The following is a 26,731-nucleotide window of genomic DNA, read 5'->3' as shown; positions in this document are numbered from 1 at the left end:
AATAATTGATTCTGTAAATTTTGGCCGAAAGTTAAAAATTTTCTGATAACCCCAAGCGCAATGACCAGTCGTTTTTACTAATTCCGTAATCTAAGGCTAAATTACTGCCATTTTTTTTGTTCCATTTTATACGAATTCCGGTTCCAACGGCGGGATTCCATTTTTTAAATTGATAGGTTTCTAATTTGGAAACCGAAGAAACATTGGTAAAAAATACAGCGCCAAAGAATCCGTTTCGAGTAATATCGGTTCTATATTCGGTTTCAAAATAAATAAGCGCATTACTTCTGTATCTGTTTTTAGTAAATCCGCGTCCCGTTTTTCCTTCACGATCCCATCCGATACTTGGCAGGTCTAAATAATGAGGTTTTCCTCCAAATGTTGACCAGTAAAATGCGCGCGAGGCCCAAACTCTGTGTTTTGTTTTACTAAAGGAATGATATTTTCGGGCATCAACGTATAATGACTGCCATTTGTCGTTGTTGACGCCGCTGGTATTAATTCTAAAATCGGCTTCTACATACAAACCTTCTTCGGGATTTATGATATTCTTTCTAGAATCATATAAACCTTGAACCGCAAATCCGAATGAAGTTTGGTTAGAAAAATCTCCATTCATATATTGGTAATAATCTGTTTCTCCATCAATATAAGATTCTTCAGAAATATTTTTATAATTATCTAAAAGAAAACCGATTCCTAAACGGTAATTTCCCACGACCTTTCTGGTTATAAATTGGTAAAAACGCCATTGCTGATAATCTAGTGTCGACATTTCTTGATTCGAATCACGTTCTCCCAAACCATAAGTCAATTGCGGATAAATCATATAGCGATAATCGCCAATGAAATTCCATTTATTTTCGCTTGTATAAATATAAGATTGAATGGGAAAAACGTATTGTTTAGTAAAACTAAAATAAGGAGAAAAAGTAATCTGAGACATTTTGGTTTTATTATGATCTTCACCCAAATAAAATGTCGTTAAAAAAGAAACTACCAGACCAGAACTTGAATTGACTCCAACTGGAACTGGCAACAAAGAAAAAGCTAGTTTTCTCTGATTTCTCTTTTGAATCGTGTCATGTTTGTCAAAAATTTTATGAATAACATCTAAAATATCCTTATTTCCCATAGCCGTACTATCATTTTGAGCCCAACAAAATGATATTGACAAAAACAAAAACAAGGTAAATCTTATTTTTAAACCATTCATTTACAATATTTTAAAAACGCACCCTTACAAATTTAAAATTTTATTAAGAATATCCATAAAAATATTGTGCGATTTTTTTAGTCGCAGTATTCAGTCGCAGTATTCAGTCGCAGTATTCAGTCGCAGTATTCAGTCGCAGTTTTCAGTCACAGTTTTCAGTCACAGTATTCAGTCGCAGTTATCAAACCAAATGCTATGGTTGAAAACCGAATACTGAGACTGAGACTGAATACTGAGACTGCGACTGAATACTAGACCTAAAGCTGCATCTGAATTTTATATCTATTAAGAATTTTCATTACAAAAAGCATGATTGTAGAAAACACTAAAGACCAAATAATTCCAGGAATTCCTTCGGTTAAAAATTCAGGTAAAATATGAATATTGAATGCTTTATTGAAATAATAAATAACACCCGGCAAAATGTAGATCAATAAAGGATTTGCGGCTGCGGGCATGAAAAACTCGCTCCATTTAGTTTGTTTTTTTACTTCCATCAGCCAGTACAAAAAGTAAAACAAAATAGTACAAATTCCCGCCGATATCATAGTCCACGACGGTGTTCCCTGTATTTTCGAAATTCCGAAAAATGGTCTTAGAAAAAATCCAACAGCAAAAAAGAAAACGATAAAACCGACTACAGGCCAATTTATTTTAGAAGTAATTTTTCGATCAAAGAATAATAAAGAGATTACTACTCCAGCTGAAGACAAAGAAGCATGACTTAAATGTCCGGCAATGAAGCTAAGCCATGAAGTATTTTGTACAAAAGAATTTTCGGTTAGATTCAGCGAATTCATGATAATGCACAAAACTAAAAATCCGATCATTGCCCATAAATTTCCTGAAACCAACCAATAATATATCACCGTAAAAAGATAAGCCCAACCAATCAGCCCTAGAATTCCCCACCATTTTGGCGTAATTCCTATTTCGCCTGTTCCTTCCTGAACATACAAAAAGTACAAGGCCACCAAGACTAGCATTCCTCCATATTGAAGTATATTTTTTAGCCAAACAGAGACATCTTTCGGATATTTATTCCAAATCAAAATGGGCACAAAGTATGCTAAAAGTCCCCAAAATACAGGCTTAATTATCATTTTTGCTGAATCAAAACCATATTCCGCATTAACCATGAAAACGCCAATAATAATCAGTGCAACGGCTCTTTTTAAAGTATGTATCCAAATTGTTTTTGCACTATCGCCTTTTAGTAATCTAGCATTAAACGCAAAGGGAATTGACATTCCGACTATAAATAAAAAAGCAGGAAAAACTAAATCGACAAAAGTCATGGCATCTGCATCTGCCGGCATATGTTTCATCCATTGCGGAACATTCTTAATACTTGCCAATTCGTTTACAAAAATCATTACAAAAATGGTAATACCACGTAAAGCATCAATAGAAATAATTCTCTGATTGAACAAATTCTCTTTTATTTTCATAATTTTTTACTATTTTACTAAAAATCAAATATAACATAATTCTAAAACGACTAATTAGAATTTCTTACATTAATTTTGTAATCTATAAAATTGAGTTGTAATTTTTTTTTCGCCCCATGTTATCTTTCTTTAAATCTAAACCCATCTTAAAGGATCTATTAGACGGCAGTTTTATAGATATACATTCTCATGTTTTGCCGGGAATTGATGATGGAGCGCAAACTATTTCCAAATCAATTGAACTTGCTACATCATTAGAAAATATTGGAGTTTCTCAAATTATCACAACACCGCATATCAATCATTATGTTTGGAATAATTCTCCTGAAATTATTACATCTAAACTTCAAGAAACTCAAAAAGCTTTTATAGAAAACAAGATGCAGATGCCAATCCAAGCGGCTGCAGAATATTTTATGGACGATTGGTTTGCTTCTCATATTAAAGAAGAAAAACTTCTAACCTTAAAAGACAATTATGTATTGATTGAAATGTCGTATATAAATGCTCCTTTAAATCTTTATAAAATAATATTCGAATTGCAAGTTGCGGGTTACATTCCGGTTTTGGCCCATCCTGAACGCTATACTTTCTTTCATAAAAAATTTGATGAATACAAAAAGCTAAAAGACGCAGGATGTCTGTTTCAGCTGAATCTTTTGGCTGCAGTAGAATATTATGGATCAAAAATTGCAAAAGCCTCCGACGAGCTTTTAAAGAAAGGAATGTATGACTTTTGCGGAACCGATGCACATCACAAAAATCACATCAAAGCTTTTGATCAAAAAATGAAAATTGACCATATCGATAACTTAAAAGAAGTTATTGCAAACAATCAATTTTTTAAATTTTAAAAACGATTAATAGGCGTTTTCTTCACCTTTAATTATATTGATAACCGTTTTAACTACGATTTTTATATCAAGCAAAAAACTCCAATTTTCGATATACCAAATATCGTATTCTACTCGATTTTCCATATCGCTCAAAACTTTGGTTTCACCTCTGTAACCGTTTACCTGCGCCCAACCTGTTATTCCTGGTTTTACATATTGACGAACCAAATAATTACTAATTAAGTCACTATATTCTTTGGCAAGATTCACCATATGTGGCCTTGGCCCTACAACCGACATGTCTCCCCAGAAAACATTAAAAAACTGTGGCAATTCGTCTATACTGGTTTTACGAATAAAAGCGCCAAATTTAGTAATACGACTGTCTCCTTTTTCGGCTTGTTTATTGTGTGCCAAAACATTAACATGCATACTTCTAAATTTCAAACACATAAAAGATCGGTTATCTCTACCTGCTCTTTCTTGCTTAAAAAAGACAGGTCCAGGCGATTCTAATTTTATAATAAGCATGATTATCGGAAACAACCATGGAAAAACAAGTAATATAACAAGTCCAGAAAAACAAACATCGAACATTTTTTTCAGGACTCTGTTTGAAGCAAATTCCATTGGCTCCGGGCGAAACATTAATACAGGTGTGTTTTCGTAAAATGCCACTTCTACTTTACTTGCTTTTGTATACAGCTGGAAATCTGGAATAAACTTAATACGTATCATATTTTGTTCGCAAATTTTAATCAATCCATTAATTATTTCAATATTATCAATGTGCAGGGCAACATACATTTCGTCAATATTATTATCGACAACAAACTTCTTTACGTCTTCAAACTGACCAATAACTAAAGCAGAATCAACATTGTTTTCATTTTGTTTTTCATCAAAAAAACCTAAAAATTTATATCCATAGGTTAAATCTTTCCCCAGTACTTTTCGAATTCTTTCACCTGTCTCGTTGGCTCCGACAATTACAAATGTTTTAAAATTATATCCTTTAGCTCGAATGTATTTTAGAAGTGTCATTGACAGAGATCGTGTAATCATCAACAATCCGAAAAATATCAAATAAAAATATACCATTCTTAACCTTGATATATCCGAATATTTTAGATAAACAACTGTAAGAGCAATCAAAGCCGCATGTATAGATATCTTTTTTATTGTTCGCCATAAAATAGACTCTACAGGCTCAACACGAATACTTCTATTAGAATCATTTTGAAACAACAAAACAATCCATATAAAAATGGCGAGAAGTGAGATAGTCTGTTCCTCTTTACTCAATAATTTATCTAAACTTCCAAATCTAGCCAATGAAGAAAGCACCGTTGCCAGATTGAGCAATATCACATCTACTATAACAAACAAAAGTTTGAAATAACGTGAAATTCGGTAATGTGAAAGTTTTTGTAAAATCTTCATTATGAATTTAACTTTTTCTAAAGAGTAGAAAACATTTGGTATTTTGTGCTGCAAAGTAACATTTAAATTATATTTTTTGACACATATTTTATTCTAATTATTTAAAACTTTACTTTTAAGGTATGCAAATTTAATATTGCACTCATGTTAAAACTTATCCTCTTCTTTCTTACTATTACAAGTTCTGCTTACGCACAAATTTCAGGCTGCACAGATCCGCAGGCTTCAAATTACAATTCTACGGCTACGCAAAATGACGGCGGCTGCAGATACAAAGCTTTAAACTTGAAGCCTCAATATTCTGTTCGCTTAAGCGATACTCTCAAAGAAACTTCTGGATTGATTGCTTTTGAAAATCTATTATGGACACATAATGACGATCACGACAAAACTATTTACGGTTTGGATTCTTTAGGGAAAATTAAACGAAAAATCATTCTCGGCGACTTAACAAACAACGATTGGGAAGAAATTACGCAAGACAGCAAACACATTTATATAGGCGATTTTGGCAATAATTATACTGGAAACAGAACTGATTTGAAAATTTTTAAAATTGATAAAAAATCATTTTCAGAAGAAAAACCACAGATCGAGACGATTTCATTTTCCTATTCAGATCAAACCGATTTTTCTCCTTCTAAACCCAATAAAACCGATTTTGATTGCGAAGCCTTTATAGTTTCAAAAGACAGTATTTATTTGTTTTCCAAACAATGGAAATCTTCGAAAACAAATATTTATGTTCTCCCAAATCAAATCGGGGCTCATATTGCCAAATTAAAATCGACACTTGACACAAAAGGTTTGGTTACGGGTGCAACTTATTTAGAAGACCAAAAACTTGTTACTTTGTGTGGCTATACCAAAGTTGGAAAACCTTTTCTTTATTTACTTTACGATTTCAAAAATCATGATTTTTTATCTGGTTATAAAAGACGAATTAATTTAAAACTCCCTTTTCATCAAATTGAAGGAATTGCTACCGTAGATGGCCTACATTATTTTTTAACGAATGAAGCTTTGGTTCGAAAACCTATAATTAATGTTTTGCAGCAGATTCATTATTTTGATTTGAATGCCTTACTTAATTTGTATCTCCACAAATAATTCGCAAATAGCAAGATAATAGTTTACTTTTGCAAAAAATTTTATTCTTGTGAATTACTTATCAGTCGAAAATATATCAAAGTCATTTGGAGAAAGAGTCCTTTTTGACAACATTTCTTTTGGAATCAATAAAGATCAAAAAATCGCTTTTATTGCAAAAAATGGTTCCGGAAAAACAACTATCATGAGCATTATCAATGGTTTGGAAGAACCAGATACTGGACAAGTTGTTTTAAGAAAAGGAATTAGAATGGCGTTTCTTTCGCAGGATAATAATTTACAAGACGAACTTACAATTGAAGAAAGTATTTTCGCGTCAGACAATGAGACCTTAAAAGTCATTGAAGCTTACGAAAAAGCGCTGGAAAACCCAAATGACGAAGAAGCTTACCAAAAAGCCTTTGACGCCATGGATCAGCATAATGCATGGGATTTCGAAACACAATACAAACAGATTTTATTTAAACTGAAATTAGAAGATTTTAAACTTAAAGTAAAAAATCTTTCTGGAGGGCAGAAAAAACGTCTTTCATTGGCAATTATCTTGATCAACCGTCCAGATTTATTGATTCTAGATGAGCCAACCAACCACTTAGATCTTGAAATGATCGAATGGTTGGAGAGTTATTTTGCAAAAGAAAACATCACTTTGTTTATGGTAACGCACGACCGTTTCTTTTTAGAACGTGTTTGTAACGAAATTATCGAATTGGATAACGGGAAATTATACCAATACAAAGGAAATTATTCTTATTATCTTCAGAAAAAAGAAGAACGAATTACTTCTGAAAATGCAAGTATTGACAAGGCAAAAAACTTATTTGTAAAAGAATTAGAATGGATGCGCCGCCAACCAAAAGCGAGAACAACCAAATCTAAATCACGTCAGGATGATTTTTACATTATTAAAGAAAAGGCACAAAGCCGTCGTAAAGAAAATAAGGTAGAGCTTGAAATTAATATGGAAAGAATGGGAAGCAAAATTATTGAGCTTCACAAACTTTCTAAAAAATTCAAAGACCGTGTTATTTTGGATAATTTCAGTTTCGATTTCCAACGTGGAGAAAGAATCGGAATTATTGGTAAAAACGGAACAGGAAAATCGACCTTTTTGAATCTTTTAACTGGAACAATTCCGCCAGATAGTGGACGTGTTGTAAAAGGTGACACTATAAAAGTTGGATACTACACACAATCTGGGATTAATCCGAAACCTGGTCAGCGTGTTATTGATATTATTAAGGAATATGGAGAATATATTCCGCTTGCAAAAGGAAAGATCATTTCGGCTTCGCAATTGCTAGAGCGTTTCCTTTTTGATGCTAAAAAACAATATGATTACGTAGAAAAATTAAGCGGTGGTGAATTAAAACGTCTGTATCTGTGTACAGTTTTAATTCAAAATCCAAACTTTTTAATTCTCGATGAGCCAACCAATGATTTGGATATTGTAACGCTTAACGTTTTAGAAAGTTTCCTTCTTGATTATCCAGGCTGTTTACTGGTGGTTTCTCACGACCGTTATTTTATGGATAAAATTGTAGATCATTTATTTGTCTTTAGAGGACAAGGTGAAATCGAAAATTTTCCTGGAAACTACTCTGATTTCCGCGCCTACGAAGACAGCGCCGATGTTGTACAAAAAGAAGAAAACAAAGCCGAAAAGAAAGACTGGAAACAAAATAATCCGACCGGAAATTTGAGTTTTAATGAACAAAAAGAATATCAAAAAATTGAAAGAGAAATTAAAGATTTAGAAATCGAAAAAACTAAAATCGAACAATTATTCTCTGACGGAAAAGTTGCAGACGCTGATATCGAGAAAAAAGCAAATGAACTTCAAAATATCATCAATAAGATTGATGCAAAAGAAGAACGTTGGTTTGAGCTTTCTGCTAAGATAGAAGGATAGATTTAGTTTTCAGTCGCAGTGTCAGTTTTCAGTATTGGAAATCGACAAATACTTTCTCTAAAAAAGTAGTCTTTTTCTTTATTATTTTATTAATCTTGTAAAAAATAAAGGAATGGATTTCAAAGAATTATTAGCGTACAAAAAATCATTTGCTCTTGCAATGGAAATATTTGAATTATCAAAATCATTTCCAAAAGAAGAGAAATATTCTTTAACAGATCAAATACGACGATCTTCAAGAAGTGTTAGTGCAAATATTGCTGAATCTTACAGAAAAAGAAGATATGTAAATCATTTTATAAGCAAATTAACCGACAGTGATGCTGAAAACTCAGAAACAAACACTTGGCTTGAATTTTCGTTAAAATGTGATTATATATCTAAAGAAAAGTTCGAGCAATTAAACATAGAAAGTATTGAAATTGGTAAATTAATCAACTATATGATTAACAATCCAGATAAGTTTGGATGTAATTAAATATAAACTAAAAACTGAGACTGAAAACTGAGACTGAGACCAAGACCGAGAACTGAGACTGAGAACTGAGACTGAGACTGAGACTGAGACTGAGAACTGAGACTGAGACTGAGACTGAGAACTGAGACTGAGACTGAGAACTGAGACTGAGAACTGAGACCGAGACTAAAAACTAATTTCCTATATTTACGACTTTACTAAAATAAAATACCACATGAAAAAATTATTATTTGGATTATTTGCATTAACACTTTTCATTTCTTGTACCAGTTCAGACAAAGAAACTTTAAGTCCTCCGAAAGATTACACGGCTGAAAATGACAAAGAAATTACAGATTATTTAACGAAAAACAATTTAACTGCAACCAAAAGCAGCACTGGTTTATATTACATCATTACCGAACCAGGAACAGGTGCACAACCGACAGCGAGTTCAACAGTAAAAGTAGCTTACAAAGGTTATTACACAAACGGAAATGTCTTTGATCAAAGTACGGCGGCAGGAATCGAATTTCCTCTTTCTGGTGTAATTAAGGGCTGGACTGAAGGAATTACTTATTTTAAAGAAGGCGGAAGCGGAGTTCTGCTTATTCCAGCACATTTAGGTTACGGAAGTTATCCTCGTGGCGGAATACCAGCTGGTTCAGTACTTCTTTTTGATGTAAAGTTAATTTCAGTAAGTAAATAATTCCGAAAAACAAGACTGAATATTAAAATGCTTTTTCAAATAAAATCTTATCTAAAATTTCTTTGGAAATCTAAAAACGAGCATGCCGTTCATTCTCCTTTTGTTTTTAATTTATTGACAAAATGTTTTTACGATAAGAAAAATAAACCAGAATATCAGATTCTGAAAAACTATCGAAAATCGCTTTTAAAAAATAAGAATTTCATCGATGTAACCGATTTTGGAGCAGGTTCGAGAGTTTTCAAATCAAATAGAAGGCAAATTTCTAAAATTGCAAAAACAGCTGGAATTTCGCCAAAGCGTGCAGAATTACTGTTTCGTGTAACCCATTATTTTCAGCCAGAAACTATTTTAGAAATCGGAACATCTTTAGGTTTGGCAACTTCTGCTTTGGCGGTTGGAAATCCGAAAGCGAAAGTAATTACTATTGAAGGTTGTCCGAACACAGCGGGTATTGCAAAAAGTCAACTGAATGAATTTGATTGTAAAAATGTTGAAAATGTAATTTCAGAATTCGAATCTTTTTTGATTTCCGAAAATATTCAGGCAACAAACTATAATCTAATCTATTTTGACGGAAACCATTCTAGACAAGCAACTTTAGCCTATTTCGACCTTTTATTGCCAACAATAGACAACGATTCGGTCTGGATTTTTGACGATATTCATTGGTCAGAAGAAATGGAAGAAACTTGGGAAATCATTAAAAAGCATCCAAAAGTAAAAGTGACAATTGATACTTTTCAATGGGGTTTTGTTTTCTTCAGACGAGAACAACCAAAAGAGCATTTTATAATTCGAGCATAAAAAAAGACGATCATCTCTGATCGTCTTTTTTATTTTCTAATTCAAAACCTTAAAGTTTTATTTTTTAGCTTCTTTGTTTTCTTCAGCTTTTGCTCCCATTCTGTTTACAGTATACATAGGTGCAAATTTGATTTTCAAACCAGCAATTTTTCTATTGTCTTCAGCAGTCAAACCTTCTTTTTCTACAGTATTTTTTCTGCTGTCTAATGCTTCATACAAAACTTTGATTTCATCCCAGTCTTCACGAGAATATTTATCTTTATTATTCTCAACTGTATGAACAAACTGTTGGTAAACACTATGAATATTTTGAGCATTTACCCAAGCAAAACTCATATCGTCTCCAATTTTTCCTTCACCAAATAAGGCATTTCTTAATTGTTGTTTAGGACTTGGAGCCGGAGGGGCAAGAAGGGTAGTCATTTCATTTTTAAAGCTTTCGTATTTTGCTTTACTTGTATTTATTTTTTCTGTTTGAGCAGCATTATCTTTAATATCTGCTAATGCAGCATCTGCTTCTGCAGCTCTTCTATCGTATTCTGATTCTACAGCTGTCCAATTTTCTTTCAAATCATCGGCTTTAACATTTTTAACCGAATCTACGTAGGTTACATATGAATCAATTGTACGCTGCGCTTTTTCTTGTTTTTCATCTTTACATGATGTGAAGCTTAATGCTAATAATGCAATTCCTGTAGCTATTTTGATATTTTTCATAATCTTGATTGTTTAATTAATTACAGTAACAAATTTAGCCAAACAAAAGCCGTAAAAATTACATTATTGCCACATTTTTAAGAATACAAACATATTAAAACTATAAAAACCAATTAATAATGACAATTATGCAATATTTCATCAAAACAATATAACAGTTTTTCTTTTTTCTTTTTTATTATTCTGATTAATAACTGTTATCCGCAGCAAACTTGTAACAAAAGTCATTTCTCAACTACTAATCGTTTTATTGAAAAGTGTTTTGTACTTTTAAATCCAAAATTGTAAAAGCAAATGGCTGAACCATTAATTAAAATAACTGACATCAAACGTAATTTTGTTTTAGGAAACGAAATTGTATATGTTTTAAAAGGAATAAATCTAGAAATAAAAAAAGGAGAATATGTTGCTTTAATGGGACCTTCCGGATCAGGAAAGTCAACATTGATGAACTTATTAGGCTGTTTAGACACTCCTACTTCTGGTCGATACGTTTTAAACGGAAAAGATGTCAGCCAAATGAAAGATGATGAATTGGCAGAAATTAGAAACAAAGAAATTGGTTTCGTTTTTCAGACTTTTAATTTATTGCCAAGAACAACTGCACTTGATAATGTTGCACTTCCTATGATTTATGCGGGTTACGGAAAATCGGATAGAATTGCCCGCGCAACAGAAGTTTTACAACAAGTAAATCTTGCAGACAGAATGGATCACCAACCGAATCAGCTTTCTGGAGGTCAGCGCCAACGTGTTGCCGTTGCTAGAGCTTTAGTCAACAAACCCTCTATTATTTTGGCAGATGAGCCAACTGGAAACCTAGACAGTAAAACATCTGTAGAAATCATGAAACTTTTTGGCGATATTCACGCACAAGGAAATACTGTAATTCTTGTAACTCACGAAGAAGATATTGCTGCTTATGCACACCGTGTCATCCGTTTGCGAGATGGTTTAATTGAAAGTGACACCAGAAAAGAAGTTTAACCGTTTATTTGGTTAATCGTTTAATTGTAAAGAGAAAAACTTAGCATCTCAGCACCTTAGAACCTTAGCATCTTAAAAAAAATGAAAGTATACACCAAAACAGGCGATAAAGGTACAACAGCTCTTTTTGGAGGAACTCGCGTACCCAAAGACCATATTCGAATTGACAGTTACGGAACTGTTGATGAATTGAATTCTTATATCGGATTAATCCGTGATCAGGAAATGGATTCGCATTATAAAACCATTTTGATTGAAGTTCAGGATCGTCTTTTTACTGTTGGTGCCATTTTGGCAACTCCACAGGAAAAAGAAGTGTTGAAAAACGGAAAACTTCGCTTAGAAAATCTCGGAATAATTGATTCGGATATTGAATTGCTCGAAAACGAAATAGATAAAATGGACGAAAGCCTTCCGCCAATGACTCATTTTGTTTTGCCTGGAGGTCATCCTACCGTGTCACATTGTCATATAGCACGTTGTATTTGTCGTAGAGCAGAACGTTTGGCGGTGCATTTAAGTCATAATGAGCACGTTCCAGAAATAGCAATTACATACTTAAACCGACTTTCTGACTACCTTTTTGTCTTGGCACGGAAGTTGTCGTTTGACTTAAAAGCGGAGGAAGTGAAATGGATTCCGAGAAAGTAAACAGTCGCTGTTTTCAGTTTTCAGACTGCTAAATCAACATTCAAAACTGATTACTAAAAAACACAGCAATTTAGTAGCAAATTTAAGTTTTAAAACTGAAAACTGGCACTGAAAACTGGGTACTAGCAAAGACGTTCTTAAATTTTATTAAAATAAATCAAAATTTACTTGTCTTTTTCAGTAAAAAATTTATTTTTGCACAAACTAAACAGATAACAGATGTATTGGACATTAGAATTAGCATCTTATTTAAGTGATGCGCCATGGCCTGCTAACAAAGATGAACTTATAGACTACGCCATTAGAGCTGGTGCTCCATTAGAAGTAGTAGAAAACCTTCAGTCAATCGAGGATGAAGGCGAGATATATGAATCAATGGAAGAAATTTGGCCTGATTATCCAACAGACGAAGATTATCTTTGGAATGAGGATGAATATTAAAAAATAAACCAAAGGAAAAAGTCTCTCATCATAGAGGCTTTTTTTTTGGTTCAAATACATATATATAATAAAGAAATACAATAAATCATGAGTTTCATAAACAGTATTATTAAAGTCTTTGTCGGCGATAAGTCGCAAAAAGATGTCAAAGCTTTACAACCTTACTTAAACAAAATTAAAACATTCGAAGCTCCTTTAATGAGTCTATCAAACGACGAATTAAGAGGAAGAACCGTTTATTTTAAAGATAGAATAAAAGAAGCTAGAGCTGATAAAGATGCTAAAATTGCTTCGCTTAAAGCGGAAGTAGAAAACATCGAAGACATCGATAAAAGAGAAGACATTTATGATGCTATAGATGCTCTTGAAAAAGAGGCTTATGAAATCTCTGAAAAAACTTTATTGGAAATTCTTCCAGAAGCGTTTTCTGTAGTTAAAGAAACGGCTCGTCGTTTTAAAGAAAACTCTCATATTGAGGTTACTGCTACTCCAAAAGACCGCGAATTCTCAGCAGCAAAACCATACATTACTATTGAAGGCGACAAAGCTATTTGGGCCAACAAATGGAATGCTGCTGGAAAAGACATCACTTGGGACATGATTCACTATGATGTTCAGTTAATTGGTGGTATGGTATTGCACGAAGGTAAAGTTGCCGAAATGCAAACGGGAGAAGGTAAAACTTTGGTTGCTACTCTTCCACTTTACTTAAACGCTTTGACAGGAAACGGAGTTCACTTAGTAACAGTGAATGATTACTTGGCAAAACGTGATAGTACTTGGAAAGCACCTTTATTCGAATTCCACGGTTTATCTGTTGACTGTATCGATAACCACCAGCCAAGTACAGAGCAAAGAAAAAAAGCGTACGATGCGGATATCACTTACGGAACAAACAATGAGTTTGGTTTCGATTATTTAAGAGATAACATGGCGCATTCTCCAAGCGATTTAGTGCAGAGAAAACACAATTTTGCTATTGTCGACGAGGTTGACTCGGTATTAATTGATGATGCTAGAACACCGCTTATCATTTCTGGACCAGTTCCTCAAGGAGATCGTCACGAATTCAACGAATTGAAACCAAAAATCGAAAACTTAGTTGGACAACAACGTCAGTTAGCGAATGGTTTCTTAGCTGAAGCTAAAAAATTAATCAAAGAAGGTAATACTAAAGATGGAGGTTTTCAATTATTGAGAGCTTACAGAAGTTTACCTAAAAATAAAGCATTAATTAAATTTTTAAGTGAAGAAGGAATTAAACAATTGCTTCAAAAAACTGAAAATCAATATATGCAGGATAACAATCGCGAAATGCACAAAGTTGATGAAGCTTTGTATTTTGTGATTGAAGAAAAAAACAATCAAGTAGAATTGACAGACAATGGTATTAAATACCTTTCTGGAGATACTGATTCTGATTTCTTCGTTTTACCAGACATCGGAACTGAAATCGCTGCGATTGAAAAACAAAAATTAGACAAAGACGCTGAAGCTGAAGCTAAAGAGAGATTATTCCAAGACTTTGGTGTAAAAAGCGAGCGTATCCATACTTTAACTCAACTTTTAAAAGCATATGCTTTATTCGAAAAAGATGTGGAGTATGTGATCATGGACAACAAAATTATGATTGTCGATGAGCAAACAGGTCGTATCATGGACGGACGTCGTTATTCTGACGGTCTTCACCAAGCGATCGAAGCAAAAGAAAACGTAAAAATCGAAGCTGCTACACAAACATTTGCTACAGTTACATTACAGAATTATTTCAGAATGTACAACAAATTGGGTGGTATGACTGGTACAGCGGTTACAGAAGCTGGCGAGTTATGGCAAATTTATAAATTGGACGTTGTTGAAATTCCAACAAACCGTGGAATTGCAAGAATTGACAAAGAAGATTACATCTACAAAACAACACGTGAAAAATTCAATGCAGTAATTGAAGATGTAACAGAATTATCTCAAGCTGGAAGACCAGTATTGATTGGAACAACTTCTGTAGAGATTTCAGAATTATTAAGCCGTATGCTTAAAATGAGAGGAATCACACACAACGTATTGAATGCTAAAATGCACAAGCAAGAGGCACAAATCGTTGAAGAAGCTGGTAAAGCTGGAGTTGTAACTATTGCAACAAATATGGCTGGTCGTGGTACCGATATTAAATTATCTCCAGAAGTAAAAGCTGCAGGAGGTTTAGCAATCGTTGGTACGGAGCGTCACGATTCTCGTCGTGTAGACAGACAGTTACGTGGTCGTTCTGGTCGTCAAGGAGATCCTGGAAGCTCTCAATTCTATGTTTCTCTTGAAGACAACTTAATGCGTTTATTCGGTTCTGAAAGAGTGGCAAAAGTAATGGACAGAATGGGATTGAAAGAAGGTGAAGTTATTCAGCATTCTATGATGACTAAATCTATCGAACGTGCTCAGAAAAAAGTAGAAGAAAACAACTTTGGTGTTCGTAAACGTTTATTAGAATATGATGACGTGATGAACTCTCAACGTGAAGTAGTTTACAAACGTCGTCGTCACGCATTGTTTGGAGAACGTTTGAAACTGGATATTGCAAACATGCTTTATGATACTTGCGAATTGATCGTAAGCAATAATAAAGTAACTAACGATTTCAAAGGATTTGAATTTGATTTAATTCGTTATTTCGGAATCACATCTCCAATCTCAGAAGCTGATTTTACAAAATTAAATGATATCGAAGTTACTGGAAAAGTATACAAAGAAGCTTTAGCATTCTATACGGAGAAAACAGAAAGAAGTGCTAGAGAAGCTTTCCCAATCATCAAAGGTGTTTTTGAAGAACCAAACAATCATTTCGAAAGAATTGTAGTTCCATTTACAGACGGAATCAAAACTTTGAATGTGGTTACAGATCTACAAAAAGCTTACGATAGTCAAGGAGCTCAATTAATCGCTGATTTCGAGAAAAACATCACACTTTCTATCGTTGATGAAGCTTGGAAAAAACACTTACGCAAAATGGACGAATTGAAACAATCTGTTCAATTGGCAGTTCACGAGCAAAAAGATCCATTGCTTATCTATAAATTAGAAGCTTTCAACTTGTTTAGATCGATGTTGGACAACGTAAATAAAGAAGTTATTTCATTCTTATTCAAAGGTGATTTACCTGCTCAAAACGCTCCAGAAATTCACGAAGCAAGAGAAGTAGTTCGTCCAAAAGAAAACTTACAACTAAGTAAAGACGAAATTCCAAACAGCGAGAGCATGAACCGCGAAGCTGGAGAAACTCAACAACGTCAAGTTACAGAAACTATCGTTAGAGATATGCCAAAAATCAACAGAAACGATACTGTTGTAGTTCAAGAAATTGCTACTGGTAAAACAGAAACAATGAAATACAAAAAGGCAGAAGCTTTAATCGCTGCTGGAACTTGGGTTTTAATTAACTAATTTTTTAAATATTCAGTCTCGGTACTCAGTCACAGTTTACCAACTGATATTTTAAATCCATAAAAAAGACCGATAGTTTAAACTATCGGTCTTTTCTTTTTAAATTCTGTTTATAATCCCAAAACTGAGACTGAGACAGTAAACTGCGACTTAATTACCTCGGATTATCTTGATAATAACGCGCTTCTATTCGTTTTATATCTTTAATAGAATTTTTAGCCCAATCCAAACGTTTAACTAAAATTTCCTCTTCAGTCAATTTCCATTCAATATCAGATCTGCGAAGTCTGTTTGTTAGGTTTTGAATAATAATTGCAGCTGAAACAGAAATATTCAAACTCTCTGTAAAACCAACCATCGGAATTTTCAAGAAACCATCGGCGTTGTCCATAATTTCTTGTGACAACCCTTCTTTTTCTGTTCCGAAAAATAATGCGCTTGGTTTTGTAATATCGAAATCTTCCAACATACAATCTTTTTCATGCGGAGTTGTTGCGATAATTTGATATCCTTTATTTTTCAAATCAGAAAGACATCCTGAAACCGAATCAAATCGGTTAATATCAACCCATTTTTGTGCACCCAAAGCAATTTCTTTGTCAATTCTTTTTCCAAAACGCTGTTCAATCACATTCAATTCTTGAATTCCAAAAACTTCACAACTACGCATTACGGCACTTGTATTATGCATTTGATAAACATCTTCTACAGCAACTGTAAAATGTTTTGTTCGATTTTCTAATACTTTTAAAAAATTAGCTTTTCTATTTTCAGTTAATATGTTTTCTAAGAATGCGAGGTAATCTAAATCAATCATTTTTAATATTTTTATTGGCAATAATATTTTTAATCACATTGTATAAAACAAACGTATTCCAATCTTCTTTATAGGAATAACCACGATTAAAATCTAGCGGATTTTCTATTGAATAAATAGAAATATAAGTAGTAAATTTTCTGATTCCGACATCATTCCACAAAATCAGTTTTTTTTCTTGTTTTAAAAGTTTCGAAACTTCAATAATCACTCCTTCCGGATTAACAACAACATCTCCAATATAAAAAGATTCACCTTTTTCAAAATCCCTGATAAATGCCATTGTTTTTTCTTTAAAATACAAATCCCATACTGAATTAATTATTTCAGAATAAAGTTCATGAACTTTATTCTTCTTTATCCCAAAATAGCTGGTGAATTTTATTTTTAATGTTTTACCATCAAAATTCCGAATCAATATCTGGTATTCTCTTCCGAAGACAAAATAATGCTGATACAAAGTCATTCCGTAACTAAATTCTTTGATCTCATTTGCCTTAAAAGAAGTAAAACCATCATTTACTAAATCTTTATCTTCAAATTTAATAAAATCAGAATGCAGGTGTAATTCTCTTTTGTAATTATCCAGAAAACTTCTTTTAATAGTTAATCTCTGCTCCGTTTTCAAATCAATTAAATTTAGTTTGCGAAAATAACTATTTCATTTCTAAAGAATATCTATCTGCTCTATTTTTATTTTTTCTTAAAAATACCATCTAAAACTCCTTCAAAAACTGCTTCTCCAAACGTTTTTTTATCGGTCGGTTCAGGAAAAATGGGTTCTGGTTTTATATTACTCATTTCCCTTCTTAGCAATGAACTTGTATTTGCAAAAGAATAATATTTTTGTGATTTTATACTAATTGGGTTAAATCCAGGTTTCGGATTATAAATTGAAAACGCAGCAGGAGAATTATAGTATTTATAAAATTGATTCATCAAAGGTTTTTCTTTTAAAAATGAAAATGCACTTAAGGTATCATTTTCAATAAATAAATTTTTATTTTTAGAAACTGATTGTGCAAAAGAAGAAATACTTACTAAAAGAAATCCGATTAAAAATAGCTTTTTCATTTGATAAAAATAGAATATAAAAGTAAGAAAAAACTAATTTTACAATTAAAAAAATACAAACCAATTCTAAATATGAAAAAGAAACTTGTAGTTTTAACCGGCGCGGGAATAAGTGCTGAAAGCGGAATCAAAACTTTTCGTGACAGCGATGGATTATGGGAAGGTCATGATGTAATGGAAGTCGCAACTCCAGAAGGCTGGCATAAAAACCAAGAATTGGTACTGGATTTTTATAATAAAAGACGTCAGCAGTTAAAAGAAGTAAAACCGAATCTTGGTCATATTATTTTGGCTGAATTAGAAAAAGATTTTGATGTACAAATTATCACTCAAAACGTTGACGATTTACACGAACGCGCCGGAAGTACAAACGTTTTACATTTACATGGAGAGTTACTAAAGGTTAGAAGTACTCAAAATAAAAATCTAATTTTAGACTGGACAGAAGATTTGTTTACAGGAGATTTAGACACAAACGGCTATCAATTGCGTCCGCATATTGTTTGGTTTGGCGAAGAAGTTCCTGCTCTCGAAGAAGCGATAGACATAACAGAAACTGCAGATTATTTTGCTGTAATTGGAACTTCTTTGCAAGTTTATCCTGCTGCTGGCTTAATTGCTTATACACCAAGCACAACGCCAGTTTTTTATATTGATCCGAAACCGATCTCAATTCCGAATCTTAGAAATAAAGTCGAAACCATCGCAAAATTTGCTTCAGAAGGAGTTGCCGAAATGAGAGAAATATTATTGAACTTAGAAAAAACAACATGATTTTTGAAAGCTGGTTACAGCAATTATCTCAATTTAACATCTTCTGGCTCTTTATTTTCTTTTTAATAGAAAATGCAGTGCTTGTTGGTTTATCTGTTTTAATTGGAAAAATACTGGAACCAAAAAACACAATTTTAAAAAATAAAGATCGAAAATGGGTGCTTTCAACATTAATCTGCAACACTTTTATCACTTTACTAGGTTTTGAATTGTATCATTACGGAATCATGAAAATAGATTTTTCAGGATCCTTAAAGCTTATCTTTTTTGATACTCTTTTATTGATTGTTTTAATGGATCTTTTCATGTTCATTTTCCATTTTTTGGTTCATCATTTAAAATGGATGTATCCAATTCATAAACTGCATCATACTCATGTCGAAACCAATGTTTACAGTTTGTATGTCTTGCATCCAATAGAAACTCTAGGCTTTGGTTTTATATGGCTGTTTTTAATCACGATTTTGAAGTTTAATTACTTGAGCATCATCATTTATCTAGTTCTAAATTTGTCTTATGGAATATTTGGACATTTAAAAAGAGATATCTTTCCTGCTTTCTGGTACAGAAATTATTTCACAAAATGGATTTCTACGACCAAATTTCATAACGATCATCATAAAAATGAGTCTCGCAATTACGGTTTTTACTTCACAATCTGGGATAAAATTTTCAAAACCATAATTTAAGCACTAATATAGCTTTCAGAAGTTTTAACAATAGCTTATATTTGCACCTTTCGAAAAAACAACATAACAATGACTACTCTAAACGAATTGAATGCTATATCTCCAATTGATGGACGATATAGAAATAAAACTCAAAATTTAGCACCTTTTTTCTCCGAAGAGGCTTTAATAAAATACCGTGTTTTGGTTGAAGTGGAATACTTCATTGCTTTATGCCAAATTCCATTACCGCAATTACAAGGTATTGATGCTTCTTTATTTGAAAGCTTGAGAAACATCTACAAAAACTTCTCGACTGAAGATGCACTTTGGATTAAAGAAACAGAGAAAGTAACCAATCACGACGTAAAAGCGGTTGAATACTTCATTAAAGATGCTTTTGAAAAATTAGGTTTATCTCAATACAAAGAGTTCATTCACTTCGGATTAACATCTCAAGATATTAACAACACTGCCATTCCGCTTTCTACAAAAGAAGCGTTTGAGCAAGTTTATATGCCAACTTTAATTTCTGTAATTGCAAAATTAAAAGAATTAAGCGTGGAGTGGAAAGACATTCCAATGTTGGCACGTACGCACGGACAACCGGCCTCTCCTACTCGTTTAGGAAAAGAAATTTTGGTATTTGTTGAGCGTTTAGAAGAACAGATGCGTTTGTTATTTAATGTTCCGTTTGCTGCTAAATTTGGCGGAGCGACAGGAAACTTTAATGCGCATCACGTTGCCTATCCACAAATTGACTGGAAACAATTCGGAAATAAATTTGTTGAAACCGATCTTGGTTTAAAACATTCTTTCCCGACCACTCAAATCGAACATTACGATCATTTTGCTGCTTTCTTTGATGCTTTAAAAAGAATCAACACGATTATTATCGATTTAGATCGCGATATCTGGACGTATGTTTCGATGGATTATTTTAAACAAAAAATCAAAGCTGGAGAAATTGGTTCTTCTGCAATGCCACATAAAGTAAACCCAATTGATTTTGAAAATTCTGAAGGAAACTTAGGAATTGCAAATGCTATTTTCGAACATTTAGCTGCTAAATTACCTATTTCAAGATTACAGCGTGATTTAACTGACAGTACTGTTTTACGTAACGTTGGAGTTCCGTTTGGGCATACAATTATTGCTTTTGAAGCTACTCTAAAAGGTTTGAACAAACTGCTTTTAAACGAAAGTAAATTTGCTGAAGATTTAGAGAAAAACTGGGCAGTTGTAGCAGAAGCAATTCAGACTATTTTGCGTCGTGAAGCTTATCCAAATCCATATGAGGCTTTAAAAGGTTTAACAAGAACTAACGAAGCAATTGATAAAAATGCAATTCATAATTTTATTGCAACATTGGAAGTTTCTGATTCAGTTAGAGCAGAATTATTAGCAATTACTCCTAGTAATTACACAGGAATTTAAAGAAAATCCTAAATATTTTCCCAAAAAAAGCTATCTTTATCGAGATAGCTTTTTTTATTTAATTTGGAGTTATTTACCCAGATTATTCACTTAGATTTTACGCAAATAAAGTTTTGTGAATTTCATTTCAAATGAAAAAAACTGGATCAACTCTTTAAAGAAATACCACTTTTTTATATGATTGCACTAAATGCCGCAGCCGAAAGTACGCACCACTTACAACCTTTAATTAGTGATTTGGGATTAATCCTGATGACTGCCGGAATTGCCGTCCTATTATTTAAAAGAATGAAACAACCTTTGGTTCTAGGTTACCTGATTGCAGGATTTTTAGCCGGAAACCATTTTGATTTTTTCCCTTCTATAACTGACATGAAAAGCGTCGAAGTCTGGGCCGAAATTGGGGTTATATTTTTACTTTTCAGTTTGGGATTAGAATTCAGCTTTAAAAAACTAATGAAAGTTGGAGGAACTTCATCTGTCACCGCCATAACCCAGATCATGTTTATGACTTTGATCGGTTTTTGTGTTGGACAATGGATGGGCTGGGGAAAAATGGATAGTATTTTTCTTGGCGCAACACTTTCGATTTCATCTACAACTATTATCATTAGAGCTTTTGATGAATTGGGAGTAAAAGGAAAAAAGTTCGTCGGAATTGTATTTGGAGCTTTAATCGTTGAAGACATTGTAGCGATTTTAATGCTCGTTTTATTATCAACTATTGCAGTTAGCGATCAGGTTTCTGGAGGCGAATTATTGCAATCTGTTTTAAAATTAGTTTTCTTTTTAATTATTTGGTTTTTGGGAGGAATCTTTATTATTCCAACTATTCTAAAAAAGGCCAAACATCTTTTGACAGATGAAATGCTTCTAATTATTTCGTTAGCATTATGTTTGATGATGGTAGTTTTTGCGGCAAATGTTGGTTTCTCTCCTGCATTGGGAGCTTTTATCATGGGATCTATTATTGCTGAAACTACTATGGCAGAAAAAATCGAACACTTAATTCAGCCCGTAAAAGATTTATTTGGTGCCGTTTTCTTCGTATCTGTAGGAATGTTAATTAATCCGAACACTTTATTGACTTATGCACTTCCTGTTGCGTTAATTACACTTATCACAATTTTCGGAAAAGCATTTAGTTCTTCGATTGGTGCATTAATTTCTGGACAGCCTTTAAAACAATCGGTTCAAACAGGAATGAGCTTAGCGCAAATTGGAGAGTTCTCTTTTATTATTGCAACTCTGGGAATGACTTTGAAAGTTACGAGTGATTTTTTATATCCGATAATTGTAGCAGTCTCAGCGATTACCACTTTTACAACCCCTTTTTTAATTAAATATTCAGAGCGTTTTGCTTTGTTTCTGGAATCGAAAATGCCAAAAAGATGGGTTAAAAATATTAATCGATATAGTGTCAATGCGCAAGCTATCAAATCGGTAAGTACTTGGCAAATTGTACTTCGTTCATCGGTTACACAGATTATTCTTCATACTATTATCATTACTGCTATAATTTTATTGTCATCTAAATTTGTTGCGCCTTTAGTCGCCGATACAAGATTTGGAAATACTTTAGCTGCTTTGCTAACTTTAGTCATTATTGCACCTTTTTTATGGGCACTATCGCTTCGTCGTGTTAAAGTTGATGAAGTTGAAATTTTATGGGAAGAGCGTAAATATCGTGGAGCATTATTAATGTTAATATTAATTAGAATGAGCCTTGGATTGTTCTTCGTCGGATTTTTGTTGAATATTTTCTTCTCTCCTTTAGTTGCTTTTGTTGCGCTTATTATTGCAATTGGAGCTTATCAGATATTCCCTAAAAAATTAAATGAACAATATCATAAGATTGAAAATCACTTTTTGAAAAACCTTAACGATCGCGAAAACAAAAAGATCGATAGAAGATATGCCAATTTAATGCCTTGGGACGGACACATGTCTTTCTTTGAAATTAAAAAAGAATCCAATTTGGTTGGACAAACTTTACAGGAACTTAAAATCCGTGAGCAATTAGGAATCAATATTGCCTACATTAAACGAGGTGAAGTCACTATTCCGATTCCTACTAAAAACGAACGTTTATTTCCTGGAGATGAAATTTGTGTAATTGGAACCGACGCCCAAATTGCTGAATTCACAAAATTTCTAACGCAAAATGAGACTGAAGCTCCAACAAAAATACAAGAGACAGATATTGTATTGCGTCAACTAGAAGTTTCACAAGAGGAATTCATCCAAAAAAGCATCGGACAATTCAGAGCCAAAACAGACGGAATGGTTGTCGGAATTGAACGAAATGGAAATCGCATCCTTAATCCTGAATCTAGTTTAATTCTAGAAAAAAATGATATTCTCTGGGTTGTAGGAGATAAAAAAAGAATGACGGCTTTGTTCACTTTTGAAGGTGCAAAGATTCAAAGGGACAAAGGTCCAAAGGCCTAGTTAAAAATTAAAGGCTGCTATTTTTCCATTTGGAAAAATAGCAGCCTTTAAACTTTGTTCCTCTGTCCCTTTGAACCTTTGTCCCTTTAAATTACTTATTCGGCTGCGGCGTCAAACGCAAATAAGGTTTAATTGGCGTATGTCCTTTCGGGAATTTTGCTGGAATATCGCTGTCTGGAATTGCAGGAGCTATAACCACATCTTCTCCATCTTTCCAGTTTGCTGGCGTTGCAACACTGTAATTTGCAGTCAATTGTAAACTGTCGATTACACGAAGTAATTCGTCAAAATTTCTTCCTGTAGAAGCTGGATATGTCAAAGTCAATTTGATTTTTTTATCTGGTCCGATCACAAAAACAGAACGCACTGTAAATTTGTCACTTGCGTTTGGATGCAACATATCATAAAGATTTGCTACTTTTTTATCCTCATCTGCAATAATTGGGAAATTTACTTCTGTATTTTGAGTTTCGTTGATGTCTTTAATCCATTCTTTGTGTGAGTCTAAACCGTCTACACTCAAAGCAATAACCTTGGTATTTCTCTTTTGAAATTCTGGAACATAGTTCGCTACAGTTCCTAATTCAGTAGTACAAACAGGAGTAAAATCTGCTGGATGCGAAAATAAAACACCCCAAGAATCTCCTAACCATTCATGAAAATTAATCGGTCCCTGCGTGGTTTCTGCGTGGAAATCTGGAGCTATATCGCCTAATCTTAATGTTGACATAATTTTATCTTTTTTAGTTCCTCTAAAATTAACTAAAAAATACATGTAGAAAACATTCAAAAGGTAAAAAAAAGTTAAAATTCTACTTTGTCGATATAATTACTATTTTACTCCTAAATAAAAGTAAGAATGAAGTACCAAAAAGCAAGTGTTACAAAAGAAATTGGTATTCCGAAACCAATCATCATACTGCTCAATTTTGGTTTTAATCCGTATGTTGAAGCCAAAATTGCACCTGTAATCATGGGCGCCATTGCGGTTTCCATTATGGTTATTTTTATTACTTCAGAATGTTGGTTGAAAATGAAAACGTAAAGCACAAAAATTACAAAAGGAACCAAAAGCAATTTAAAGAAAAGTCCCAGACGTAAAAATTTCCAGTGTTGACTTTTTTTATCGAAAGTTAATTGTAAACCAACCGAAAGCAATGCAAGAGGAGTTACCAAACTTCCAATTTTTAATAATGCAGATTGAAGATTTTCGCTTAAATCGACTTGAAAAACATTCATTAGACAAGCAATAACAAACATTATAAAAGGCGGAAAGAAAATAATCTTTTTAAAGATTCCCAAAGCATCTGGACTTCCTTTAGAATAAAATGCTGCTGTAAAAACTCCTAAAGTAGAAACCACAACAAAAGTTCCCGGTTGATCTACCAAAACAGCAGTTTCTAAACCTTTCTTTCCAAACAGAGCCTCAATAATTGGATAACCTAGAAAAGAACTGTTGCTTAATCCTGCTGTCAAAATCAAACATCCAATCATTTTATTCGACCAGCCATTCCTTCTTCCTAAAAAATGAAAAAAGACAAAAGCTAAAATATAAGTAATCCAACCCGCTCCTATTGGAAACAATAAGTCATTACTCCATTTTATTTTCGGAATGTGATATAAAGTAATTGCTGGAAGGCAAAAATAAATGACAATTTTATTTAGTGTCTTGTAAATATGAGTCGGAAATTGTTTTACTCGCTGTAAAATCAATCCAAGTGAAAGAAATAGAAATATTAGAATAAAGTTGTTCATATTGTAAGATCATAACAAAAATAGGTATTTATATTTTAGTGATTAGTGAAAAGTGATTAGTAATTAGCCTTTTGTGGTAACCATAACTTGTATTTTGCTTTTGTTAAAAATGTAACATCTATAAATAGCTTATCCCGATTTACTATTCACTATTCACTATTCACTATTCACTATTCACTATTTACTATTTACTATTTACTATTTACTAATCACAAACAACTAACTACCAATCACTTTTCACTAATTACTACTCACTCATTTCAAAAAAAATAGTTAAATTAGTATTTTGTGTTGCAAAAACACGTAAATTTGTAACATATTTTATTACAGTATGATTTCAGGTAAATTTGCCATAACGATTCACATTCTTACGCTGCTGCATAAATTTCCAAACGATTATTTGTCGTCGGAGTTTATTGCAGGAAGTATGAATTTAAATCCTGTTTTGGTTCGAAAAGAAATTGCCAATTTAAAAGCACATCATATTGTAGAAAGTAAAGAAGGAAAAAATGGCGGTACCAAATTAGCAGTAAACGCTGCTGAACTGACTTTAAAACAAATATTCGAAATGACCTTTGAAACAATTGGTTTAGGCTTTGCTAAAAATCAGCCGAATCCTGATTGTCCTGTTGGAAAAAACATCAATCAGCATTTGGAGAATTTGTATAGCGAAATGAACCAAAAAGTCGGTGCACAACTGGAAGGAATTTCATTGGAAGATTTTTCGAATCAATTTTAAAACTATTTTTTTAACCTAAACTGTAACATTTTTTATTACTAAATAAATTTATATATTATGAAAATCGCACTTATCGGAGCTACAGGATTTGTTGGCTCAGCAATTTTAAACGAATTAGCAGACAGAAAACACGAAATCACTGCTATTGCAAGAACTCCAAAAGACACAGCAAATGCAACTTGGGTTGCTGCAGATATTTTTAATGTTGATGCTTTGTCGGAAATCTTAAAAGGACACGATGCCGTTATCAATGCTTATAATCCAGGATGGACAAACCCAAATATTTACGATGACTTTTTAGCAGGTTCTAAAGCGATTCAAGAAGCGGTTAAAAAATCGGGCGTTAGACGTTTTATTACGATCGGTGGTGCAGGAAGTTTATACGTTGCTCCAGATTTACAAGCGGTTGATACGCAAGATTTTCCAAAAGAAATTTTCCCTGGTGCAAACGCTGCAAGACATTATCTAAATATCATCAAAGAAGAAAAAGATCTAGACTGGGCATTCTTTAGTCCTGCTTTCGAAATGCATGCTGGAACTAAAACTGGAAGAACTGGAAAATATCGTTTAGGATTAGAAAATCCAGTTTTCAACGAAGAGCAAAGAAGTATTTTATCTGTAGAAGATTTAGCTGTTGTTATCGCTGATGAAGCAGAAAATCCAAAACATCACCAAGTTAGGTTTACAGCAGGCTACTAAAAAGTTGCTAAGATTCTAAGTTTTTTTTGCCACGAATTCACGAATTTTCTTTTTAAAATCTTTGAGATTATTTTTCGAATTAATTCGAATGATAATATCAGATATAGTTTTTCAAAAGAAAATTCGTGAATTCGTGGCTATTTTTTTT

The 26,731-nt window shown here is 33.0% G+C and carries 25 protein-coding genes; 16 read left to right on the top strand and 9 right to left on the bottom strand.

Annotation, left to right across the window (positions count from 1 at the left end):
• Positions 1 to 31 precede the first annotated feature (31 nt).
• Both K6T82_RS00435 and K6T82_RS00430 read right to left on the bottom strand, forming a co-directional pair.
• Positions 32 to 1,216 (bottom strand): BamA/TamA family outer membrane protein, encoded by a 1,185-nt coding sequence (locus tag K6T82_RS00435; RefSeq protein WP_223704059.1) that lies wholly within the window; start codon positions 1,214 to 1,216, stop codon positions 32 to 34.
• A 257-nt stretch (positions 1,217 to 1,473) separates the two neighbouring features.
• A complete protein-coding gene (locus K6T82_RS00430; RefSeq protein WP_223704058.1) occupies positions 1,474 to 2,667 on the bottom strand; it encodes a DUF5009 domain-containing protein in 1,194 nt (397 codons plus the stop codon).
• A 116-nt stretch (positions 2,668 to 2,783) separates the two neighbouring features.
• Between K6T82_RS00430 and K6T82_RS00425 the strand changes: the two genes are divergently transcribed.
• A complete protein-coding gene (locus K6T82_RS00425) occupies positions 2,784 to 3,521 on the top strand; it encodes a tyrosine-protein phosphatase (RefSeq protein WP_223704057.1) in 738 nt (245 codons plus the stop codon).
• Between the two features lie 6 nt (positions 3,522 to 3,527).
• Here K6T82_RS00425 and K6T82_RS00420 read toward each other — a convergent pair whose 3' ends face one another.
• A complete protein-coding gene (locus K6T82_RS00420) occupies positions 3,528 to 4,946 on the bottom strand; it encodes an undecaprenyl-phosphate glucose phosphotransferase (RefSeq protein WP_223704056.1) in 1,419 nt (472 codons plus the stop codon).
• A gap of 144 nt (positions 4,947 to 5,090) precedes the next feature.
• Here K6T82_RS00420 and K6T82_RS00415 point away from each other — a divergent pair, with 144 nt between their 5' ends.
• The 5 genes from K6T82_RS00415 to K6T82_RS00395 all read left to right on the top strand — a co-directional run bounded on the left by K6T82_RS00415 (position 5,091) and on the right by K6T82_RS00395 (position 9,941).
• Positions 5,091 to 6,056, top strand: a complete 966-nt coding sequence (locus tag K6T82_RS00415) for a T9SS C-terminal target domain-containing protein (RefSeq protein WP_223704055.1) — start codon at positions 5,091 to 5,093, stop codon at positions 6,054 to 6,056.
• 49 nt (positions 6,057 to 6,105) lie between these two features.
• Positions 6,106 to 7,968 carry an ABC-F family ATP-binding cassette domain-containing protein gene (locus K6T82_RS00410; protein ID WP_223704054.1) on the top strand — a complete coding sequence of 621 codons (1,863 nt, stop codon included), beginning with the start codon at positions 6,106 to 6,108 and terminating at the stop codon, positions 7,966 to 7,968.
• Between the two features lie 112 nt (positions 7,969 to 8,080).
• A complete protein-coding gene (locus K6T82_RS00405; protein ID WP_223704053.1) occupies positions 8,081 to 8,446 on the top strand; it encodes a four helix bundle protein in 366 nt (121 codons plus the stop codon).
• 214 nt (positions 8,447 to 8,660) lie between these two features.
• Positions 8,661 to 9,134: an FKBP-type peptidyl-prolyl cis-trans isomerase gene (locus K6T82_RS00400; RefSeq protein ID WP_223704052.1), complete on the top strand. Its 474-nt coding sequence runs from the start codon at positions 8,661 to 8,663 to the stop codon at positions 9,132 to 9,134.
• Between the two features lie 27 nt (positions 9,135 to 9,161).
• Positions 9,162 to 9,941 (top strand): O-methyltransferase, encoded by a 780-nt coding sequence (locus K6T82_RS00395; RefSeq protein ID WP_223704051.1) that lies wholly within the window; start codon positions 9,162 to 9,164, stop codon positions 9,939 to 9,941.
• A 57-nt stretch (positions 9,942 to 9,998) separates the two neighbouring features.
• Here the strand turns inward: K6T82_RS00395 and K6T82_RS00390 are convergent, their stop codons facing one another.
• Positions 9,999 to 10,658 (bottom strand): DUF6565 domain-containing protein, encoded by a 660-nt coding sequence (locus tag K6T82_RS00390; RefSeq protein WP_223704050.1) that lies wholly within the window; start codon positions 10,656 to 10,658, stop codon positions 9,999 to 10,001.
• 294 nt (positions 10,659 to 10,952) lie between these two features.
• Between K6T82_RS00390 and K6T82_RS00385 the strand changes: the two genes are divergently transcribed.
• The 4 genes from K6T82_RS00385 (at position 10,953) to secA (ending at position 16,169) form a co-directional block, all read left to right on the top strand.
• Positions 10,953 to 11,645, top strand: a complete 693-nt coding sequence (locus K6T82_RS00385) for an ABC transporter ATP-binding protein (protein WP_223704049.1) — start codon at positions 10,953 to 10,955, stop codon at positions 11,643 to 11,645.
• Positions 11,646 to 11,726: 81 nt separating this feature from the next.
• A complete protein-coding gene (locus K6T82_RS00380; protein WP_223704048.1) occupies positions 11,727 to 12,296 on the top strand; it encodes a cob(I)yrinic acid a,c-diamide adenosyltransferase in 570 nt (189 codons plus the stop codon).
• A gap of 219 nt (positions 12,297 to 12,515) precedes the next feature.
• The gene (locus tag K6T82_RS00375) at positions 12,516 to 12,737 is read left to right on the top strand and encodes a DUF2795 domain-containing protein (protein WP_007138072.1); all 222 of its coding nucleotides are present in this window, start codon (positions 12,516 to 12,518) and stop codon (positions 12,735 to 12,737) included.
• Between the two features lie 87 nt (positions 12,738 to 12,824).
• Positions 12,825 to 16,169 carry a preprotein translocase subunit SecA gene (gene secA / locus K6T82_RS00370; RefSeq protein ID WP_223704047.1) on the top strand — a complete coding sequence of 1,115 codons (3,345 nt, stop codon included), beginning with the start codon at positions 12,825 to 12,827 and terminating at the stop codon, positions 16,167 to 16,169.
• A gap of 154 nt (positions 16,170 to 16,323) precedes the next feature.
• On the opposite strand, the gene K6T82_RS00365 is transcribed toward secA, so the two are convergent.
• The 3 genes from K6T82_RS00365 to K6T82_RS00355 form a co-directional block, all read right to left on the bottom strand.
• Positions 16,324 to 16,986 carry a TrmH family RNA methyltransferase gene (locus K6T82_RS00365; protein WP_223704046.1) on the bottom strand — a complete coding sequence of 221 codons (663 nt, stop codon included), beginning with the start codon at positions 16,984 to 16,986 and terminating at the stop codon, positions 16,324 to 16,326.
• The gene (locus K6T82_RS00360; RefSeq protein ID WP_223704045.1) at positions 16,979 to 17,614 is read right to left on the bottom strand and encodes a hypothetical protein; all 636 of its coding nucleotides are present in this window, start codon (positions 17,612 to 17,614) and stop codon (positions 16,979 to 16,981) included. The genes K6T82_RS00365 and K6T82_RS00360 overlap by 8 nt, the downstream gene beginning before the upstream one ends.
• 65 nt (positions 17,615 to 17,679) lie before the next feature.
• The gene (locus tag K6T82_RS00355; RefSeq protein WP_223704044.1) at positions 17,680 to 18,060 is read right to left on the bottom strand and encodes a hypothetical protein; all 381 of its coding nucleotides are present in this window, start codon (positions 18,058 to 18,060) and stop codon (positions 17,680 to 17,682) included.
• A gap of 72 nt (positions 18,061 to 18,132) precedes the next feature.
• On the opposite strand from K6T82_RS00355, the gene K6T82_RS00350 reads away from it, so the two are divergent.
• From K6T82_RS00350 to K6T82_RS00335, 4 genes are all read left to right on the top strand, one after another.
• A complete protein-coding gene (locus K6T82_RS00350; RefSeq protein ID WP_223704043.1) occupies positions 18,133 to 18,834 on the top strand; it encodes an SIR2 family NAD-dependent protein deacylase in 702 nt (233 codons plus the stop codon).
• The gene (locus K6T82_RS00345) at positions 18,831 to 19,523 is read left to right on the top strand and encodes a sterol desaturase family protein (protein WP_223704042.1); all 693 of its coding nucleotides are present in this window, start codon (positions 18,831 to 18,833) and stop codon (positions 19,521 to 19,523) included. The genes K6T82_RS00350 and K6T82_RS00345 overlap by 4 nt, the downstream gene beginning before the upstream one ends.
• Before the next feature lie 69 nt (positions 19,524 to 19,592).
• Positions 19,593 to 20,939 (top strand): adenylosuccinate lyase, encoded by a 1,347-nt coding sequence (purB, locus tag K6T82_RS00340; protein ID WP_223704041.1) that lies wholly within the window; start codon positions 19,593 to 19,595, stop codon positions 20,937 to 20,939.
• Between the two features lie 177 nt (positions 20,940 to 21,116).
• Entirely contained in the window at positions 21,117 to 23,390 is a 2,274-nt protein-coding gene (locus K6T82_RS00335; RefSeq protein WP_223704040.1) for a cation:proton antiporter domain-containing protein, read from the top strand.
• 91 nt (positions 23,391 to 23,481) lie between these two features.
• Here K6T82_RS00335 and K6T82_RS00330 read toward each other — a convergent pair whose 3' ends face one another.
• Both K6T82_RS00330 and K6T82_RS00325 read right to left on the bottom strand, forming a co-directional pair.
• On the bottom strand, positions 23,482 to 24,120 hold the full coding sequence (locus tag K6T82_RS00330) for a peroxiredoxin (protein WP_207295014.1): 639 nt from the start codon (positions 24,118 to 24,120) through the stop codon (positions 23,482 to 23,484).
• Between the two features lie 113 nt (positions 24,121 to 24,233).
• Positions 24,234 to 25,145 carry an AEC family transporter gene (locus K6T82_RS00325; protein ID WP_223704039.1) on the bottom strand — a complete coding sequence of 304 codons (912 nt, stop codon included), beginning with the start codon at positions 25,143 to 25,145 and terminating at the stop codon, positions 24,234 to 24,236.
• Positions 25,146 to 25,476: 331 nt separating this feature from the next.
• Here K6T82_RS00325 and K6T82_RS00320 point away from each other — a divergent pair, with 331 nt between their 5' ends.
• On the top strand, positions 25,477 to 25,884 hold the full coding sequence (locus K6T82_RS00320; RefSeq protein WP_223704038.1) for an RrF2 family transcriptional regulator: 408 nt from the start codon (positions 25,477 to 25,479) through the stop codon (positions 25,882 to 25,884).
• A 57-nt stretch (positions 25,885 to 25,941) separates the two neighbouring features.
• Positions 25,942 to 26,583, top strand: a complete 642-nt coding sequence (locus K6T82_RS00315; protein WP_223704037.1) for an NAD(P)-dependent oxidoreductase — start codon at positions 25,942 to 25,944, stop codon at positions 26,581 to 26,583.
• Positions 26,584 to 26,731: the final 148 nt, after the last annotated feature.

The organism is Flavobacterium potami, assembly GCF_020026915.1.
Taxonomy (GTDB): domain Bacteria; phylum Bacteroidota; class Bacteroidia; order Flavobacteriales; family Flavobacteriaceae; genus Flavobacterium; species Flavobacterium potami.
This window is presented reverse-complemented; position numbering and strand designations above follow the sequence as displayed.

Coding starts and splice junctions, on each gene's coding strand:
- K6T82_RS00430 (WP_223704058.1), bottom strand. CDS start 2,667: ATGAAAATAAAAGAGAATTTGTTCAATCAGAGAATTATTTCTATTGAT.
- K6T82_RS00355 (WP_223704044.1), bottom strand. CDS start 18,060: ATGAAAAAGCTATTTTTAATCGGATTTCTTTTAGTAAGTATTTCTTCT.
- K6T82_RS00345 (WP_223704042.1), top strand. CDS start 18,831: ATGATTTTTGAAAGCTGGTTACAGCAATTATCTCAATTTAACATCTTC.
- K6T82_RS00330 (WP_207295014.1), bottom strand. CDS start 24,120: ATGTCAACATTAAGATTAGGCGATATAGCTCCAGATTTCCACGCAGAA.
- K6T82_RS00425 (WP_223704057.1), top strand. CDS start 2,784: ATGTTATCTTTCTTTAAATCTAAACCCATCTTAAAGGATCTATTAGAC.
- K6T82_RS00400 (WP_223704052.1), top strand. CDS start 8,661: ATGAAAAAATTATTATTTGGATTATTTGCATTAACACTTTTCATTTCT.
- K6T82_RS00395 (WP_223704051.1), top strand. CDS start 9,162: ATGCTTTTTCAAATAAAATCTTATCTAAAATTTCTTTGGAAATCTAAA.
- K6T82_RS00420 (WP_223704056.1), bottom strand. CDS start 4,946: ATGAAGATTTTACAAAAACTTTCACATTACCGAATTTCACGTTATTTC.
- K6T82_RS00315 (WP_223704037.1), top strand. CDS start 25,942: ATGAAAATCGCACTTATCGGAGCTACAGGATTTGTTGGCTCAGCAATT.
- K6T82_RS00375 (WP_007138072.1), top strand. CDS start 12,516: ATGTATTGGACATTAGAATTAGCATCTTATTTAAGTGATGCGCCATGG.
- purB (WP_223704041.1), top strand. CDS start 19,593: ATGACTACTCTAAACGAATTGAATGCTATATCTCCAATTGATGGACGA.
- K6T82_RS00350 (WP_223704043.1), top strand. CDS start 18,133: ATGAAAAAGAAACTTGTAGTTTTAACCGGCGCGGGAATAAGTGCTGAA.
- K6T82_RS00325 (WP_223704039.1), bottom strand. CDS start 25,145: ATGAACAACTTTATTCTAATATTTCTATTTCTTTCACTTGGATTGATT.
- K6T82_RS00415 (WP_223704055.1), top strand. CDS start 5,091: ATGTTAAAACTTATCCTCTTCTTTCTTACTATTACAAGTTCTGCTTAC.
- secA (WP_223704047.1), top strand. CDS start 12,825: ATGAGTTTCATAAACAGTATTATTAAAGTCTTTGTCGGCGATAAGTCG.
- K6T82_RS00385 (WP_223704049.1), top strand. CDS start 10,953: ATGGCTGAACCATTAATTAAAATAACTGACATCAAACGTAATTTTGTT.
- K6T82_RS00435 (WP_223704059.1), bottom strand. CDS start 1,216: ATGAATGGTTTAAAAATAAGATTTACCTTGTTTTTGTTTTTGTCAATA.
- K6T82_RS00380 (WP_223704048.1), top strand. CDS start 11,727: ATGAAAGTATACACCAAAACAGGCGATAAAGGTACAACAGCTCTTTTT.
- K6T82_RS00390 (WP_223704050.1), bottom strand. CDS start 10,658: ATGAAAAATATCAAAATAGCTACAGGAATTGCATTATTAGCATTAAGC.
- K6T82_RS00335 (WP_223704040.1), top strand. CDS start 21,117: ATGATTGCACTAAATGCCGCAGCCGAAAGTACGCACCACTTACAACCT.
- K6T82_RS00320 (WP_223704038.1), top strand. CDS start 25,477: ATGATTTCAGGTAAATTTGCCATAACGATTCACATTCTTACGCTGCTG.
- K6T82_RS00365 (WP_223704046.1), bottom strand. CDS start 16,986: ATGATTGATTTAGATTACCTCGCATTCTTAGAAAACATATTAACTGAA.
- K6T82_RS00405 (WP_223704053.1), top strand. CDS start 8,081: ATGGATTTCAAAGAATTATTAGCGTACAAAAAATCATTTGCTCTTGCA.